Origin of the sequence: Segatella copri (assembly GCF_949820605.1) — a bacterium.
GTDB lineage: Bacteria > Bacteroidota > Bacteroidia > Bacteroidales > Bacteroidaceae > Prevotella.
Genome location: NZ_CATKVU010000006.1, coordinates 179,220 through 197,145 on the forward strand (window position 1 = coordinate 179,220; position 17,926 = coordinate 197,145).

Below are 17,926 nucleotides of genomic sequence, written 5' to 3' on the forward strand. Positions count from 1 at the left end.
CCTATTGATTATGAATAAATTATGCAATTTTATGGTACTTTTTATGGCTTTGTCTGGTAATGTATATGCCCAGAAGACAGAGCCATGGAATGACCCTTTGGTGAACAACATCAATCGTAACGAGCCTGTTTCTGATTTCTTCGGCTATGAGAATAAGGAACTGTCTGACAGAAATGACAAGAAGCTTTCAAAGAGATTCTTGTCTATTGAAGGAATTTGGAAATTCAATTGGGTGCAGAATGCCAATGAGCGTCCTTTAGATTTCTATTCTCTCAATCTTGATGATTCTAATTGGGGTAAGATGCCAATTCCTGGATGTTGGGAGTTGAATGGCTATAGCGTGCCAGTATATACCAACATAAAATATGAGTGGGAAAATGAATGGGAATCAAATCCTCCTTATGTGAAGGATCTTGGCAACTACGTCGGATCTTACCGACGTAAGATTGTAATTCCTGAGAATTGGAATGGTGACAATATAATATTGCACATCGGCGAATTTTCCAGCAATATCAACCTATATGTAAATGGAAAGTTTGTTGGCTATGCTGAAGACAATAAGGTTGCTGCGGAATTTGACATTACTAAATATGTAGAACCAGGAAAAGAGAATCTGATAGCCATGCAGCTGATGAGATGGTGCGATGGCTCTTATTTTGAGGATCAGGACTATTGGAGACTTCGCGGTATTGCCAGAGAGAACTATATCTATGCTCAGCCGAAGTCACATATTAAGGACTTGAACGTAACCTCTTCCTTGTCCGATAATTATAAAGACGGTATCTTTGCCATTCATTTTTCTACAGAATCATGTGATGGAAAGAATGTTCTGGTAGAATTGATAGACAAGAAAACTGGCAATACGGTTTTTGAAAGAAAGCAACAGTTACAGGGTGGCAGTTCAACAGTAGAGTCAACCATTCAGAATGTAGCCAAATGGACAGCAGAAACACCGAATTTGTACACACTCAGAGCGACACTGATGGATGGAGATAAAGTATTGGAAGTCATTCGCCAAAATGTCGGTTTTAGAAAGATCGAGATCAAGGGAAAACAGCTCTTGGTAAATGGACAGCCTGTTCTGATCAAGGGTGTGAACCGTCATGAGATAGATCCTGATGGAGGATATGTTGTCAGTGTTGAGAAAATGATTCGTGACATAAAGGTTGCCAAGCAATTAAACATCAATGCTATACGCACCAGCCACTATCCAAATGACCCACGCTGGTATGATTTGTGTGATGAATATGGTATTTATGTTATGGCTGAGGCAAATCTGGAAAGCCACGGAATGGGATTTGGTAAAGAGACTCTGGCTAAAAATGAGTTGTTCAACAAGACACATATTGAGCGTAACATGCACAATGTGAAGGTTCTCAAAAACCATCCTTGTATCATTATGTGGAGTCTTGGTAATGAAGCAGGTTATGGTAAGAACATTGAGGATGCCTACGATTGGGTGAAGGCATATGATAGTTCTCGTCCAGTACAATACGAAATGGCATGTTCAACAGGCAAGCATGATGAAACCCGTCCTGTTGAGTCATACGAGTTGGCTGGTCTGAAGGCTGGCAAGACTGACATTTTCTGTCCTATGTATGCTGATTACGACAGTTGTAGAGCATATCTGGAAAAGGACTATTGTGACAAACCTCTTCTTCAGCAGGAGTATGCCCATGCCATGGGTAATTCTATGGGTGGATTCAAGCAGTATTGGGATTTGATCCGTCAGTATCCTCAGTATCAGGGTGGTTTTATCTGGGATTTTGTTGATCAGGGTCTGCGCGACAAGAGCAAGATAACTGGTAATCAGATCTATGCCTATGGCGGTGATTATGGTCGTTTCCCTATGTCTGACCAGAACTTCAACAACAATGGCTTGGTTAGTCCGGACAGAAGACCAAATCCTCATGCTTACGAAGTGAAATACTTCCATCAGAACATCTGGAGCAAACTTGAGAACAAGGTCAAGGGTACTGTCTCTGTATTCAACGAGAACTTCTTTGTTCCGTTGAACAACGTAAATCTCGTATATTCAATAGAGGTAGAGGGAAAAAGTATGGCAAACGGTTTAATCAACCTTGGCAAATACAATATTCTTCCTCAGACACGCAAGACCATTGCAATTCCTGGATATGCAAAGATAGTTGCAGACAAGAAGTACAGAGGAAAGGAAAAGACACTGAATCTTTCGTACAAATTGAACAGTGATTCGCTTCTTCTAAGTAAGGATGAAGAAATCGCCCACCAGCAGTTTGTGATTAGCGACTATAAGTTCCCTGTATTGAATTCCTCTGAAACAGCCAAAGTCAAGGCTGTAGATCATGCCAAGTATCTCGTTCTTTCTGCCAATGGTGTGGATGTTACCATCAGTAAGACAACAGGACTTGTTTCTTATTTGGATGTTGACAAAACACCTATGCTTGTTAGGGGATTTGATTTGACTCCAGACTTCTGGAGAGCATGCACAGACAACGATTTTGGTTCACATATGCCTACATTAAGTGCAGCATGGAATAAGCCAAGTATGGAACTGAAGAATTTTACCCGTAAGGAGAATGGTTCTGTTGTTGCCGAGTTGTATCTCAAAGAAACAGAGTCTACACTGACTCTTACCTATACACTGAATAATAATGGAGAACTGACTGTTGAACAAGATCTGAAGGTAAATCCTGATGCGGAGAACAAGCCAAATCTTCTACGCTATGGAATGGAATTGCAGATGCCTAAGGAGTTTGATAGAGTTGAATTCTACGGAAAGGGTCCTAACGAGAATTATGCAGACCGTAACAACTCCGACAGATTGGGCATTTTTACCCAGTTGGTAAAGGATCAGTATTATCCATACGTCCGTCCACAGGAGTCTGGCAACAAGACGCAGGTAAGATATTGGAAAGTTCTGACAAAAGACAATAAAGGTCTGGAGTTTTTCTCCAATGAGCCAATGGAGTGTTCAAGCCTGAACTATCTGACTTCAGATCTTTACCGCGGACCGGTAAAGAATCAAGAACATTCTGGAGATCTTGTACCACGAGACTTTACCTCTGTACACATTAGTCAGAGACAGATGGGATTGGGATGTATCAATACATGGGGTGCATTACCTATTGAGAAATATATGCTTCCTTATCAGGACTATGCATTCAAATTCGTGATTCGTCCTGTAAGATAACCAAATAGTCCTCACTCTGAGAAATCAGAGTGAGACTGCAATCTATAACATCATTAAATATCAAACAAAAATGAAAAAGAAATTATTCATTACACTCTTGTTGGTGGGTACTACAGCACTGACAACTTTGGGACAGAGTAGCAAGAACGGAGTGAAACCTATTCTCCCGGTTCCGAGTCAAGCACAGGTTGAATGGCAGAAGATGGAGACCTATGCTTTCATCCATTTCGGATTGAATACATTCAATGATAAGGAATGGGGATATGGTGATTCTGACGTCAAGACCTTTAATCCAAAGAAATTAGACTGTGAGCAGTGGGCAAGAACTCTTGTCGCTGCTGGCATGAAAGGGGTCATCATTACAGCAAAACACCATGACGGTTTCTGTCTGTGGCCAACTCATACTACCGACTACTGTATCCGTAACTCTCCGTACAAAGACGGTAAAGGTGATCTTGTTGGAGAACTCTCAAAAGCTTGCAAGAAGTATGGTTTGAAATTCGGCGTATATCTCTCACCATGGGATAGAAATCAGACAAGCTATGGTTCCAAATATTACGTAGAGTATTATAAGCGACAGCTCAAAGAGTTGCTTAGTAACTATGGTGATATTTTCGAGGTTTGGTTTGATGGTGCCAATGGTGGTGACGGATGGTATGGCGGTGCAGCAGAGAAGCGAACCATTGACCGCAAGAATTACTATGAGTTTGACAAACTGTATCAGATTGTTGACAGCTTGCAGCCTAATGCCATCATCTTTGGCGATGGTGGTCCTGGATGCCGATGGGTAGGCAATGAGAATGGATTTGCAGGTGAAACCAACTGGGCAATGATTCCTTCAAATACAGTTTATCCTGGTTACGACAAGCCAAAGCAACTGCAGTTCGGTTGGGAGAATGGTGATCAATGGACACCTGCAGAATGCGATGTATCTATCAGACCGGGATGGTTCTATCATGAAAAAGAAGACAGTAAGGTAAAAACCGTTGATCAGTTATGTGACCTTTATTACAGAAGTGTGGGACACAATGCAACATTCCTGCTCAACTTCCCTGTTGATAGAGACGGACTGATACATCCAATAGACTCTGCCAATGCAGTTAACTTCCACAAGAGAATCCTGCAGGAGATGTCTGTAAATGTCCTTAAAGGTGTTACTCCTAAAGTGGACAGCCAGCAAGGTAAGAATGTCGGTAAAAACGTTAATGACGGAAAATACGACACATTCTGGGCCTCTAAAAAGGTTAAGGGTGCAAGCATTGAGTTCCGTCTTGGTAAAGAGCGAGAAATATCTCGACTTTTGCTTCAGGAGTATATTCCTTTAGGACAGCGTGTGAAAGCATTCACTGTATATTATCTTCAGGGCAAGAACTGGGTAAAGCTCAGTCAAAAGGAAGAGACAACCACAATCGGTTACAAGCGTATCCTGCGATTTGACAAGGTAAAGACCAATGGTCTTCGCATTGTATTCGATGATGCCAAGGGTACACCATGTATTAATAATGTTGCAGCTTTCTAACATTATATAAAACTATTCATTTTTGTCCGCAATTCCAAGAATTTGGTTTTGCGGACATTTTGTTATTAGGCAAGTTCTCAATAGAAGCGAACAAATCAGAGCTTTATGGTGTGTTAAAAAATGGCTGGAAAACAACAAATAGTTTATTGCTAACTATTAAGAAATAGGAACTTGAATTAAAATGGAATTGATAGTAACGTATCAGTTCTCAAATAATAGGAAGTAGACCAATTTACAGAAGGTCCTTTTTAGTTATAGCCAAGACAGCACAAAGGCTTACGCAATACCGAAACATCAAAAGTTCCAATTTGCTGTGCAATGATGATGCGCTCACCTTGGCAGTCTTGGCAGGGCAGACTAAAATATGAGCAATTATAATTTGTCAGCCCATGATCCTGAACCCTTATTACCTTAAAATGATTTCATGTGAATGAAAAGCTTATGGCAACTATATCAATAACTTGGATTCTGTTTTAATTTCTTGTTTAAATCCAGACATCTTTGTGGTATTGGGAAAACCGTTGTAAACCCGGTAGACTCCTTTTCTAATGGAGTTCTTTGATCATATGCCTTGGTATATTTGCCAAAACGGATGAGATCTTGACGTCTCCAACCTTCCCAAACCAATTCCAGCAGACGCTCCTTTAGAATGTTGTCCAAATTGGCTTCCACATGAGGCATTCCTACTCGGTCTCTTATAGCGTTCAGCTCTATTGAACCATCCTCGCCATTGCGAACTTTCGCCTCGGCTTCCATCAACAGCGCGTCACCATATCTGAAAAGGACGATATCGTTGTCAACCTGCCGTCCGTCCGAATAGGCGGTTCGGTCAACCTCGTATTTGCCTACACGGGCACCTGCCGTTTGTTTATACGGACTGTCACTTAGATTCAGCTTCAATTCCAGTGGCATATACACCAAAGGCTTTCCGTTGTCTAGATATATCTTCTTTCCGTCAACAAGCACGGTATCTGCATAGAAGTTTATCTTGAATCTATTGTCAACATGATCAGTTCCGTAACCGAAAGCCTTGACGGTTGAAATAGTTGCACATGTGCCGTTTTCAGAAGAACCACCATAAGCTCCACCATGTTTGTAGTGGCGTGAGCGGTAAAGATAGTGGTATTCGTTCAAATATAAGTTCTTGTCCAAAGGGATTGTGAAGATGTTCTCCTTGGAATTTTCATTATGAACCGCAAAGTTCGATGCGTAGTCGCTCTCCAACTCATAGCCTTCTTGCCGCAGTTGTTCGCAATACCAGATGCAGGTTTCCCAAGCGTTCTTTTTCTCGCCATTCACATTGAAGTAAATGCTTTTCCCGTCCTGACGCTTGCCGTCGGTCCAGTTATCATCCGTATATATTTCCGCATTCAAGGCAAGCTTTGCAAGCAGGAAGTTTGCGACCGGGCGTGTCACACGTCCGTAATAGTTCCCCTCCTTGTTGGAATGCTCATCGGCGAGCTGTGGGGCAACATCCTGCAACTCGTCAACAATAAACTTGAATACTTCACTTCTTTCGCTTTGCGTTACCTGCTCCAATTTCACGTCGTATGATGTCACGATAGGAACACGCCCGAACATATCCATCGCATAATAGTAGAACAAGGCTCGTACAGCTCTTACCTCTGCCGTGAAATCTCTTGTCTGTTCTGCAGAAAGCAGACTCTTATGGCTGTCAATGATAGAAAGCGACTGGTTAGATATAACTATTACCTTGAAGAGATATTTCCATACATTATATAAATTAATATCATTGGCATTCCAGTTGTGCTGATACATGTTCTCCCACAAACCGCCATCATACCAGTCTCCACCACGGATAGGAATCATTGCCTCGTCAGTGGTCAAGGTATTGTAGTCGCAAATACCCCGGCAAGTTCCCTGAAGCCCTTCCGACTCCTGATTGCTCCCTATGTAGTTGTACAGGGAAGCTACTGCGTTTTTGTATATATTATCAGCATTGTTGTAGATTGCCTCCTGGTCCAGCTGGTCTTTGGGATGCTCATCCAGACAGCTGCTGAAACAAAGCATTAACGGGGCTGCTAATATGCATTTAATAATAGTCTTCATACTCTTTTCGTTTTAAAATTGTACACTCAGTCCCAATGAGTAAGTACGGTATAATGGATAGTTGCGCTTGTCGTCAATACCCATCGTACTGTTGACAACATAGCTATTTATCATTGGTGTCAAACCTTTATATCCGGTGATTGTTCCAATGTTGCTAATGTTGCATGATACACGCAAGGAACGAATAAGCTTGCTCCTCAAAGGCACATTGTAGCCTATTGTCAGATGCTCGAAGTTCAGGTAGTCACCTTTTTCAAGCCAGTAGTCAGAGACTCTCTGGTCTATGATGTTCTTCTTTGGAGCATCCTTAAAGACATTGTAGTCTGGGAAGCAAGCCATGCTTGTGTAAGCCAGTCCTGTTCCGTTGAAAATCTTGTGCCCGAATGCTCCATTCATCTGTATGGAGACATAGTAATTCTTGTATCTGAAACTGATGTTTGAGCCAAGGATCACCTTTGGTGTGGCTTGTCCTGCAATGTATCGGTCGCCTCCGTCGCTCAAATCCACCTTGCCATTATGATCAAGGTCCTCTATGTCGTAAGAATAGCTGCCGTTCTCGTTCTTGACAAGTCCCTTGCAATGGGGTAGGTAGAAAACGCCAAGCGGCTGTCCAACTATCTGATAGACCACGTTGTTGTCGCCGCCATTTTGACCAGCACCATCCAATGATCCAATAGCGGTGATGTTCGCTGCCGACATGTTCATTCCATTGTAATCACCACTTAGCGAGATAAGTTTGTTGCTTTGAAACGACAGATTCATATTGATGTTAAGATCCATGTCCTTCTTGCTTATTGGCTGCACGGACAAGCCCAGCTCAAATCCGCGGTTTGACATTGAACCGATGTTTGCCAGCAATGTATTGTATGCGAATGGTGGAACCGGAACCTCATAGGCATAGAGCATGTCGGTGGTCTTGGAATAGTAATACTCCGCTGTAAGCATAAGCCTGTTGGCAAAGAGACCAATGTCCGCACCGAGGTTAAACGTTGTCTTCGTTTCCCACTTCAAGTCAGGATTGTTGTTTCTTACCATACCAAGGGTTACTGTCGGAGAATTCTTAATCGGAACAATGCCTGTCTGCCTTACAGTATTCATGGTTGTGTAGGCTGTGATACCGCCAAGATTGCCGGCCTGTCCCAGACCCGTGCGGAGTTTTAGCACTGACAGCGGTTTTATGTTGGCAAGGAAGCTTTCCTTCTTCATGTCCCAAGTGAATGATACAGATGGGAAGAATCCCCATGTGTTGTTGTCACCAACCATTGACGATCCGGCACCGCGTGCATTAACTGCTAAGGTATATCTGTCAAGCAGATTATAAGTGATGCTTCCCATTACAGAAGCCAGAGACTGGTCTTCGTAAGTGCTTTCTGTTCCACCATACGGACGGGCTGCCGTCGCACCGAGATTGTCGTAATGAAAATCGTTTGTAGGTATGCCCTTGGCATACACCCAGAAAGCTGTTTTTCTCAGCTTTCTGTATTCACTGCTTACTCCAGCAGAGACCTTATGTATGCCGAACCTTTTGTTGAAATCAAGAGATACATTGCCAAGCCATTCCTCTTTCTTGAACTCACCACGGTACACGTTGCCTTGTGCCCATACCCATGTCGGACAGAATTGTCCGTTTTCGGTAGAGCCATACAGGTAAGAGCCGAAGGTGGATACACGCCAGTTCTTATTGAAATCGTAGCTCAGCTTTATGTGCGCGTCAAAGTTCAAATCCTTGGAGTCGTTTTTCTCTTCAAGCAATATCCCGGGTGGGTTGACATGCGTTGCAGATTCGTTTTTCAGCCAGTTCCCATGCTCGTCAGTACCAGCAGGGAAAGTTGGGTTCTGGCATGCTGCGGAATAGAACAGCATCTGCGTATCAAAGATGTCATGGTTCTTGAATGAAGAGCCGAAAACTCCGAATTCTCCGGTTAGTCTGTCATTGAAGGCTTTCTGGGTTACATCAACTTTGGCAACAAAAACGTTATAGTCCATCTTCTTGATGATGGTGTTGTGGTCCATTACTCCGAAAGATGCACGATAGTTTGACTGTGGCGTACCTCCGCTGAATGCAAGGTAATGATTGTTCACCATACCCGTGCGTGTTATCACTTTGTAGTTATCGGTATTGAAACCTCCGTTGTTGCAATAGATACCCAATGCCTTTGCTGTTGCAACATATTCAGCAGCATTGAGCATCTCCAGGTGTTTGTACATCTGCTCGAACCCCACATTACCCTCATACGAAATCTGGAATCCTCGTCCTGTGCCTTTCTTGGTTTTCACCTCTATAACACCAGACGCTCCACGTGAACCATACATGGCGGTCTCCGCAGCATTCTTTAATATACGAAAACTCTCGATGTCTGCAGGATAGATGGTTGATAGGGTAAGTACGTCAGAAGTGACACCATCAATCAGCACTAAAGGGTCATTGCCTCCGATGATGGAGGTTGTACCACGTACTCGCACACTATTGAGCATAGCCATACGATCCAGACCGTTGGATGTCACATTGACACCAGCAGCCTGACCACTCAACACGTCAAGGGCGTTGTTGGCCGCACCCTTGTTGGAATGATTTCCAACTATCTTTATTATATTACTTCCATTGTCAATGGAATCTTTCCGTTCTGCAGGAACTTGCTTTTGTGCATGAGCCAAAGAACTGCAAAAGAGCGCAATGAGAAGTAATGTAAAATCTTTTTTGCTCTTTGCCATTTTCTATTTCTTTTACTTTGGTTATGGATGATTTCCGATAAGCAAAGATAAGGTGCAATACATTAAAAAACGTATATAAACTCCAATATTTATGCATTATTAACGATAAAAATCGAAATACCTCGAGTAAATCTCTATCACAGCCGCACCTGCCCGAGAATATAACGATTCGTGGAGTTTTTTGAGAATGTAAAAAATTTGTGTTTTTCCATTATTACATCACAGGTCAGCAACCATTATTATATATTTGTATCTTAATGTTATCGTATTAAAGAATAATGGTAAAAGTCATGAAATTTTTCAAATGTAGTCAATGTGGCTACGGATATTTTTGGCGTTCTCTCATAAATAGTATATCTTTATATGTACGTAACCATCTGATAATCAAATGGTATTTTGTAGGAAAAAGAACCAAAAACTACTTTTTAAAGTGGACTCCTTTATTTATCTCCAAATATCGGGTTAAATATTTAAATATCTTTAGTTATTGCAACCGTAACACCATTGTCGCAGCTTCGTCAATGCCTTTCAATCTCATCGCAATCGCAATGTAATAATACTGCCGTACCTTTGCAACCGTAATCAAACGATATAGGTTATGAATGCTAAAAGGGGAATTATTGTATTAGGATTGCTCTCGGCGGCTAGCATGCCAACGTGGGCGCAACAGATTAAGGGTGTGGTTATCGACCAGAAATCGAAAGAGACACTCATCGGTGCAGTCGTCACTGTGGATGGAACCAACGTGAAGGCTATCACCAACATCGACGGAAACTTCCAGATTGATGGATTGGATAAAGACAAGAAATATACACTATATATAAATTATGTAGGATATAAGACTCAAAAAATTGACGGGGTTCAGGCGAAGGACGCAGACCAGGTGATCGCGCTGCAACCTGATGAACAGCAGCTGAAAGAGGTGACCGTTACCGCAGTGGAAAGGCGTAATACGGATGCGGCAATGATACAGGTGGCCAAAAGCAGTCCCGTCATCGTGAGTAATGTTTCGGCACAGGAAATATCCAGAACTCAGGATACGAATGCGGGTGAGGTGATACGCCGAGTGCCAGGCGTGAGCCTCATCGACGATAAATTCGTGATGGTTCGCGGATTGTCACAGCGCTACAACAATGTGTGGGTGAACGGAGGAGCAGTGCCTAGTTCTGAGGCTGATTCCAGAGCATTCTCCTTCGACATCATCCCAAGTTCGCAGATTGACAACCTTACCATAGTGAAGTCGCCAACGGCTGAATATCCCGCTGATTACTCAGGCGGTTTCATCATCGTCAACACCAAGGAGATTCCGGCAGAAAACAGTTTCAACATCGCCGTGGGCGGAAACTGGAATACATCTTCTGCCTTCAAGGACTTTTCTTACTCAAAAGGTTCCGGAACCGATTTCCTTGGGTTCGATAATGGCTTGAGAAACCTGAATGGGGGCATCCATGCTGACTTGAATCCACAGCTCGATGCCAACGGAAAACCAGTGGGCGATTATGCTACTTCGCTCCTGGGCAACGGATTCAATAATGATTGGCTCATCAAGAACAAGAAGCCTTTGGGCGACTTGAAACTGGCAGCCAGCCTGAACCAGCGCTGGATGCTCGGCGGAAGAACACTCGGCATGCTCGCCGCCCTGAACTATACCAACGAATACCGCACCTACGAGAACATGGAGAACAATCTCTATGGCATCTATGATGCGGCAAACGACAAGCCAAACTATCTTCGTCACTCTATTGACGATCAGTATAATAATAACGTAAGACTCGGAGCAATGCTCAACTTCACCTTTCTTTCCAAGGACGGCAATCACAAGTATCAGCTCAAGAACATCTTCAACCAGTTGGCTACCAGCCGATATACCTGGCGTGATGGCGTGAGCGCCCAGTCGAACCTGGAGCGAAGCGCAGAGTATTACTACCGCAGTAGAACTACATATAACGGTCAGCTTACCGGTAAGCACACCTTCACTAGCGATGCCCTTGACTGGAGTATCGGGTATGCGTATGCCAACCGCCATTTGCCTGACCGTCGTAGATACCTCATCGACGATGCTCTAGAATCGGGCGTTTATGCCCTGAGCACCGGCAACGACATATCCCGCGAGTGGACTCAACTCGACGAACACATTCTCTCTCTTGGTGTAAATGACAAGCACCACTTCAAGTTTGGCAACTTTGAGCCAGACTTGCAAGTGGGTGCCTACGGGGAGTATCGCAGCCGAGAATACCAGACCCGCAACTTCATCTACAACTGGAATGTTTCAGATAACAACCTGCCATCCGACTTCCGCCACAGCGACATCCCAACCCTGCTCTCCAGCGAGGCAAACATGGGTTACGACAAGCTGTATCTTCTGGAGGAAAAGCAGATGCGCAACAACTACCGCGGACACAACACCTTAGGCGCAGGATACCTGGCGTTGTCTCTCCCCTTTGGCAAACTCGGCATCCACGCCGGTGTCCGCTTCGAGCATAATGATATGGAACTCATCTCCAATTCCCGTGACTACGAGAAGAGTGAATCGAGCCGTCATTACAAGACCGATGATGTTTTTCCATCTCTCAATACAACATATAAGATCAACGACCAGCACCAGGTGCGACTGTCGTATGGCCGCAGTATTAACCGCCCGGAATTCCGTGAAGTATCGTCGTCGGTGTATTACGACTTCGACCTTGCCAGCAATGTGCAGGGAAACACTGAGTTGAAGAACTGTTATGTCGATAACCTCGACCTGCGATATGAGTGGTATCCATCCCGTGGAGAGCTCATTTCGCTGGCAGTCTTCTACAAGCACTTCGATTCTCCTATCGAGTGGACCTATACGGTGGCTGGTGGCACTGACTTGATTTACTCTTACAAGAATGCGAAGAGTGCTAACAACTATGGTGTGGAGCTGGATATCAGAAAGAATCTCGGATTCATAGGATTGAAGGATTTCAGTTGGTCGTTTAACGGTGCTCTCATCAAGAGCAAGGTGCAGTTTGAGAAGGGAGCGAAGGAAGAAGACAGACCGATGCAGGGTCAGTCGCCATACCTTATCAACACCGGCATCTTCTATAAGAACGAGCCATTAAAGATGGATATCGCCCTGCTTTACAACCGTATAGGCAAGCGAATCATCGGTGTGGGCAGAAGCGAGGGAAGCACAGGCGATGACTCCAACGCCAGAGTGCCTCACAGCTACGAGATGCCCCGCAACACCATCGACTTCTCGCTGGCTAAGAAATTCGGCGAGCATCTGGAGCTGAAGCTCAACGTAAGGGATCTTCTTGCAGAAAAGATATATTACAAGCAGTTTGCCGATGTAACGTATAGCGACGGAAGCAAGAAGGAAGTAGAAGAAATAGCAAGATGCTACAAGCCGGGCAGAAACATCGGTTTGCAGGCAATCTATAAATTTTAGAGACTATCCGTAGAATTTCAAGAAAGATAATATTAGATATTTGTTTAATAAAACAGAAAACAATGATGAACAAGATGTATTTTTTAGGATGCGTGGGCATCCTCGCAGCATCTGCTATGTTGAGCAGCTGCAGCAGTGACAATGACGATCCAACTCCTTCTCCAAATCCTGGATCAGGAGTAGTTTACAAGTGGACAACCAATGGCGGCTTGAAGGCTTGCGACCACATCCTCTTCGGAACAGATGACAAGGAAAACGCCAACGGAACACAGATTGGCAACGGCGACCAGGAATTCGTCTTCACAGGCAAGCAGACTTTGAAGAAAGGCACTTATCTCCTCAAGGGATGGGTATATATTGCAGATGGTGCTGAGCTTACCATCGAACCGGGAACTATCATCAAGGGCGACAAGCAGACCAAGGCGGCACTCATCGCTGAGCGTGGCGGCAAGCTCATCGCCAAGGGTACAGCCACAGAGCCTATCGTCTTTACATCTGAAGAGGCTGCCGGTAGCAGAAAGCCTGGCGACTGGGGTGGCATCATCCTCTGCGGCAAGGCTAAGAATAACCAGACTGAGCAGCAGATAGAGGGTGGTCCTCGTACCAAGCATGGTGGCGCAGATGATGCTGACAATTCAGGAGCCTTGAGTTATGTACGCATTGAGTTTGCCGGTTATCCATTCCAGAAGGATAAGGAGATTAATGGTTTAACCTTAGGTTCTGTGGGTTCAGGCACAGAGATTGACCACGTTCAGGTATCTTATTCCAATGATGATTCCTTCGAGTGGTTTGGCGGTACAGTAAACTGCAAGTATCTCGTAGCCTACAAGGGATGGGATGATGATTTCGATACCGATAACGGTTTCTCAGGAAAGGTGCAGTATGGTCTTTCTCTGCGCGACAGCAAGATAGCCGATACCTCTCAGAGCAACGGTTTCGAGAGCGACAACTGTGCTGATGGTGCAACCGTGGATCCTCGTACCAAGGCAATCTTCTCTAACATCACCTTTGTAGGTCCTAAGGTATTGGATTCTAAGTTCCAGAACACCACAGATTATATCACTGCCGGAGCATACAATCCAAACAACGGTTCAGCCCTCGGCAAGTTCCAGTCAGCCATGCAGATTCGCCGTTCTTCTAACCTCAACTGCATCAACTCTGTAGCCTTAGGCTGGCCTATCGGTTTGATTGTTGATGGGGAGAAGGGTGAAACCGTGAAGGATGCCAAGGATGGCAAGTTCAAGCTTCAGAATGTATATTTCGCTGGTATGGATGCCGTTGGTACTGATGCCAACAAGAAGTATGAGGATTATCTCTACGATGCAGCGAACAAGAAGGATATCGACAAGAATCAGAAGTCATACAGCAACACCTTCTTCTTCTCAGAGCAGAGCAACAAGTATTTTGATTCATGGACTTCATTGGTTGGTGCAGATGGCTATACTCCTATTGCAGGAAGCCCATTGCTTGGTGCCGCAAGTTTCACTGGCTGGACAGGTTTCGACACCGTAACCTACATCGGAGCCTTCGATGGCAGCAACAACTGGATGAGCGGTTGGACCAACTTCGACCCTCAGAATGCAAAGTACTAGAAAAAGATTAGTACCAGAACAAGAATTAGAATCGCTAATTTCTATTTTGACTATAAGGTTTTCTTTTATTGGGGCATGGCGCAGTGATTTGCGCCATGCTTTTTTTGTAGTATTGAGAAAAATGAGGCAATAGCATTTTTTGTAACAGTTCAAAAAACAGAGAAGCATCGTGAAATATTAGTCATACATTTGCAGTAAAGATGATGACCTACAATCCCTATCTCTTCTAAGGAAGTAACCATGAAGGTTGATGAAAAAAGCAACTTCAAACAACATCTCTCCATTTTTACTTTTTTTTATCAAAAAAAAAAATGATATTGCGAAGAAATAGCTATCTTTGCAATATTATATAATAAAATCGCATAAGTATGCCAACAAACAAGAATGCTCAACAAAGATATAAGATACTGGACAGATGTTTCAGTAACATTAAAATATAAGACAATGAAACAAAATATTATAGACTGTATCAATCATTTGGCTAACGAAAAGGAGCCTTTCCTTTTTGTCGTCAACTATGCAGGTTCGGAAGCATACATACGGAAGCTATCTGAAATAGCTATCGATGAATGCCTTTATGACTTTGAGGGTATAACCAATGTAAAACGGCAGTCACTCTCTTCGGTTACCAAACATCCGACGTGGAAAGTGTCTGAGCCAAATTTTGAAGATTACACGAAAAGTTTTGAAACTGTCAAAAGCAACATCCTGCGTGGAAACTGTTATCTTGCCAACCTTACTTGTAAGGTGGCTGTGGACTGCAACCTTACGTTGGAGGACATCTTCCTACGTGCTAAAGGCAAGTATAAGATTCTACTAAAAGACAATAATAGCAATAGGCAGTTCGTGTGTTTCTCGCCGGAAACATTCGTGAGGATAAAGAACGGAATGATATTTTCTTATCCGATGAAAGGAACCATTGACGCGTCCTTACCCGAAGCAGAGCAAGTGTTGATGAGCGACAAAAAAGAAGCTGCCGAACATGCTACCATTGTGGATCTGATTCGAAATGACCTTAGCCGTGTGGCGGAGCATGTAAGGGTGGATAAATACCGTTATATTGATGTGCTCCATACCAATAAGGGGAATATTCTCCAGACCAGTTCCGAAATAAGTGGCAAGTTGCCAACTGGTTATCAAAAGCACATCGGAAACATATTGGATGCAATGTTGCCCGCGGGTTCCATAACAGGTGCGCCAAAGGACAAGACTATGGAAATAATCCATGAGGCGGAAGGGTATGACCGTGGATTCTATACAGGAGTCATGGGTATATATAATAATGGTGAACTCAACTCGGCTGTAATGATACGCTTTCTTGAATATGACGGTCTGGGAACGTATTTCAAGGCAGGAGGAGGCATTACTTCGAAGAGTGATTGCAGTAAAGAATACGAGGAAGTGTTACAAAAAGTGTATCTTCCTTTTGAATAGAATAGATTTTAATATGGCACAGCAATTCGTAGAGACAATAAAAATTGTGAATGGAAAGACACAAGCTCTTGCATACCATCAGGACAGAATGGAAAGAACGATCTGTAAGTTCTTTCCTTCATTATGCAATGCGTCCATGCCTTCATTGGAAAAACTGATAAATCCAACGGAAAGTATGGATTTTTACAAGGCGAGAGTGGTGTATGGCAAACAAGGCGTTGAAGCAGTAGAATATGCTCCGTATTTTATTCGAAACATAAACTCCCTTCAAGTGGTCGCAGACGACACGATAACGTATGGCTATAAAAGTACCGACCGCAGTCGCCTCAATGCCTTGGTCGCACAGAAAGGAAACTGTGACGACATCATCATCGTCAAACATGGACTTTTAACGGATACCTCATTCACGAACCTTGCCATATTTGACGGCAAACATTGGGTGACTCCCAGACATCCCTTATTGCCAGGCACAAAAAGAGCCGCACTATTGGACAAGGGAATGATACAAGAAGCAGATATTACATTGGAAGATTTGCGAAATGCCAACAAGGTAAGTCTTTTTAATGCGATGATTGACTTTGGTGAAATAGAAATAGCAATAGAGAATGTCCACTTTTGAACATTCTCTATTTCTTCTGATATACAAGATATTTTATGGTTGTAGCGAACATGGCTACTAAAATTATTGCAAATTTCTTGGTGGTTTCGAGAAAACGCCATTGAGGTTCCAACACCTCCACAGATATTCATCATATTGCTTGCGCACATTGTTGTTTGGAATTCCGAGTATAAGCTTTGCTCCTCTCGTAGCCTTGATGATAAGCATGCCATAATAAAACAGCAGGCTTGGAAATACTTGCGGGTCTGTTGTCATTCTTGCAGGGAAGGTGTCATAGAGTGTAGTCACAATCTCTTCTTTCTCGGCAATCGTGCGAATCACGCCCTTTCGGTCGCCATCTAGCTTGTCGAGCTGGATGAGCTTTTTCATCTTGTTATAGTCGGTCTTGGTGTTAGGGTCTATCATCGTTGGCATTGGCTGCAATTTCGCCCTTTTCCTTATAATAGTTGAACATCAGATAGACATCTTCTGTAGAAAATCCTGACATCTGGTTGAATTGCTTCTTGGTGGATATATGCCATCCGATGTTGAAACCGCTGGTTACATCATCGAGCGTCACAGGACTCACACCCGTCATAAAGATACGTTCAAACGAACCTTTGAATTTCTTGAAGATATCACGATAGAAATCCTCAGCATGGGTAATGGCACGATTTACTCCTTCACCCTGCTCGTTGAGCACCGTGTTGGTGAAGTTGTCATATTCGTCAATGATGAGATAGGTACGAAGATTCAGCTTCTTTGATTCGTCGTTGATAAGTATCAACTTGTCTACGGCGTCTTCGGCCTCGAAGACCTTCTTTACAAAATCCTCCGAATTGTATTGACGGTAGACATCCACAAAACTATCCAGCTTCACTTTGCAATAACGGTTAAACTTCTCTTCCAGCTGGTCGATACGTCCGCCTACTTGCGAAAAATCAAGATAGAGAACCAGATATTTGCCTTGAAGGGGAGTAGGATTCTTGCCAATCCACCGATTGCCGAACAGATCCTTGAACTTATCCTTCATGTTACAGTCATAATAAGCTTGGAGCATACTGATGAATACGCTCTTGCCAAAATGGCGAGGACGGATAAAGAAGAGGTTTACCGCCTCATCTTCCAATGCTGGCAAATACATCGTCTTGTCCACATAGTAATTGTTTTGCTCTATGATTTGTACGAAGTCATTGCGTCGATAAGGTATTCTTTTAGTATCTTGCTTCATATCTCCAGTATTACTTGTAATTTTGTGCAAAGATACAACTTAAGGGAATAATACCAAAGAAAAACGTTTTTTTTTCGGTAATCTGCAGAAAACAACATTCCTGGTAGATACTCATACATTCGTATCTGGATGGTCCCTATATATAATAAGGTGTAGGACCGCCAATCTCCCCTATATATAATA

7 protein-coding genes and 2 pseudogenes are annotated in these 17,926 nt (G+C 43.4%); 6 read left to right on the forward strand and 3 right to left on the reverse strand.

Annotation, left to right across the window (positions count from 1 at the left end):
• Window positions 1-10: 10 nt before the first annotated feature.
• Together RCO84_RS01870 and RCO84_RS01875 are read left to right on the forward strand one after the other, a co-directional pair.
• Window positions 11-3,172 carry a glycoside hydrolase family 2 TIM barrel-domain containing protein gene (locus RCO84_RS01870; protein ID WP_317583665.1) on the forward strand — a complete coding sequence of 1,054 codons (3,162 nt, stop codon included), beginning with the start codon at window positions 11-13 and terminating at the stop codon, window positions 3,170-3,172.
• Between the two features lie 70 nt (window positions 3,173-3,242).
• A pseudogene (locus RCO84_RS01875) lies at window positions 3,243-4,688 on the forward strand (alpha-L-fucosidase); the annotation flags it as partial.
• Between the two features lie 456 nt (window positions 4,689-5,144).
• Here the strand turns inward: RCO84_RS01875 and RCO84_RS01880 are convergent.
• Window positions 5,145-6,761 (reverse strand): RagB/SusD family nutrient uptake outer membrane protein, encoded by a 1,617-nt coding sequence (locus tag RCO84_RS01880; protein ID WP_317573371.1) that lies wholly within the window; start codon window positions 6,759-6,761, stop codon window positions 5,145-5,147.
• 12 nt (window positions 6,762-6,773) lie between these two features.
• Complete coding sequence (locus RCO84_RS01885) at window positions 6,774-9,473, reverse strand: SusC/RagA family TonB-linked outer membrane protein (protein WP_317583668.1); 2,700 nt, start codon at window positions 9,471-9,473, stop codon at window positions 6,774-6,776.
• Window positions 9,474-10,071: 598 nt separating this feature from the next.
• On the opposite strand from RCO84_RS01885, the gene RCO84_RS01890 reads away from it, so the two are divergent.
• The 4 genes from RCO84_RS01890 (at window position 10,072) to RCO84_RS01905 (ending at window position 16,533) form a co-directional block, all read left to right on the forward strand.
• A complete protein-coding gene (locus RCO84_RS01890; RefSeq protein WP_264910317.1) occupies window positions 10,072-12,888 on the forward strand; it encodes a TonB-dependent receptor in 2,817 nt (938 codons plus the stop codon).
• Window positions 12,889-12,950: 62 nt separating this feature from the next.
• The gene (locus RCO84_RS01895; protein ID WP_317583672.1) at window positions 12,951-14,480 is read left to right on the forward strand and encodes a hypothetical protein; all 1,530 of its coding nucleotides are present in this window, start codon (window positions 12,951-12,953) and stop codon (window positions 14,478-14,480) included.
• A 444-nt stretch (window positions 14,481-14,924) separates the two neighbouring features.
• Window positions 14,925-15,914, forward strand: a complete 990-nt coding sequence (locus tag RCO84_RS01900) for an aminodeoxychorismate synthase component I (protein ID WP_317583673.1) — start codon at window positions 14,925-14,927, stop codon at window positions 15,912-15,914.
• 13 nt (window positions 15,915-15,927) lie between these two features.
• Entirely contained in the window at window positions 15,928-16,533 is a 606-nt protein-coding gene (locus RCO84_RS01905) for an aminotransferase class IV family protein (protein WP_317583674.1), read from the forward strand.
• Between the two features lie 120 nt (window positions 16,534-16,653).
• Here the strand turns inward: RCO84_RS01905 and RCO84_RS01910 are convergent.
• Window positions 16,654-17,743, reverse strand: a pseudogene (locus RCO84_RS01910) (AAA family ATPase); the annotation flags it as partial.
• Window positions 17,744-17,926: the final 183 nt, after the last annotated feature.

What these genes read in the sequence shown, in the direction of transcription:
- RCO84_RS01870 (WP_317583665.1), top strand. Translation starts at nt 11, where the DNA reads ATGAATAAATTATGCAATTTTATGGTACTTTTTATGGCTTTGTCTGGT.
- RCO84_RS01880 (WP_317573371.1), bottom strand. Translation starts at nt 6,761, where the DNA reads ATGAAGACTATTATTAAATGCATATTAGCAGCCCCGTTAATGCTTTGT.
- RCO84_RS01885 (WP_317583668.1), bottom strand. Translation starts at nt 9,473, where the DNA reads ATGGCAAAGAGCAAAAAAGATTTTACATTACTTCTCATTGCGCTCTTT.
- RCO84_RS01890 (WP_264910317.1), top strand. Translation starts at nt 10,072, where the DNA reads ATGAATGCTAAAAGGGGAATTATTGTATTAGGATTGCTCTCGGCGGCT.
- RCO84_RS01895 (WP_317583672.1), top strand. Translation starts at nt 12,951, where the DNA reads ATGATGAACAAGATGTATTTTTTAGGATGCGTGGGCATCCTCGCAGCA.
- RCO84_RS01900 (WP_317583673.1), top strand. Translation starts at nt 14,925, where the DNA reads ATGAAACAAAATATTATAGACTGTATCAATCATTTGGCTAACGAAAAG.
- RCO84_RS01905 (WP_317583674.1), top strand. Translation starts at nt 15,928, where the DNA reads ATGGCACAGCAATTCGTAGAGACAATAAAAATTGTGAATGGAAAGACA.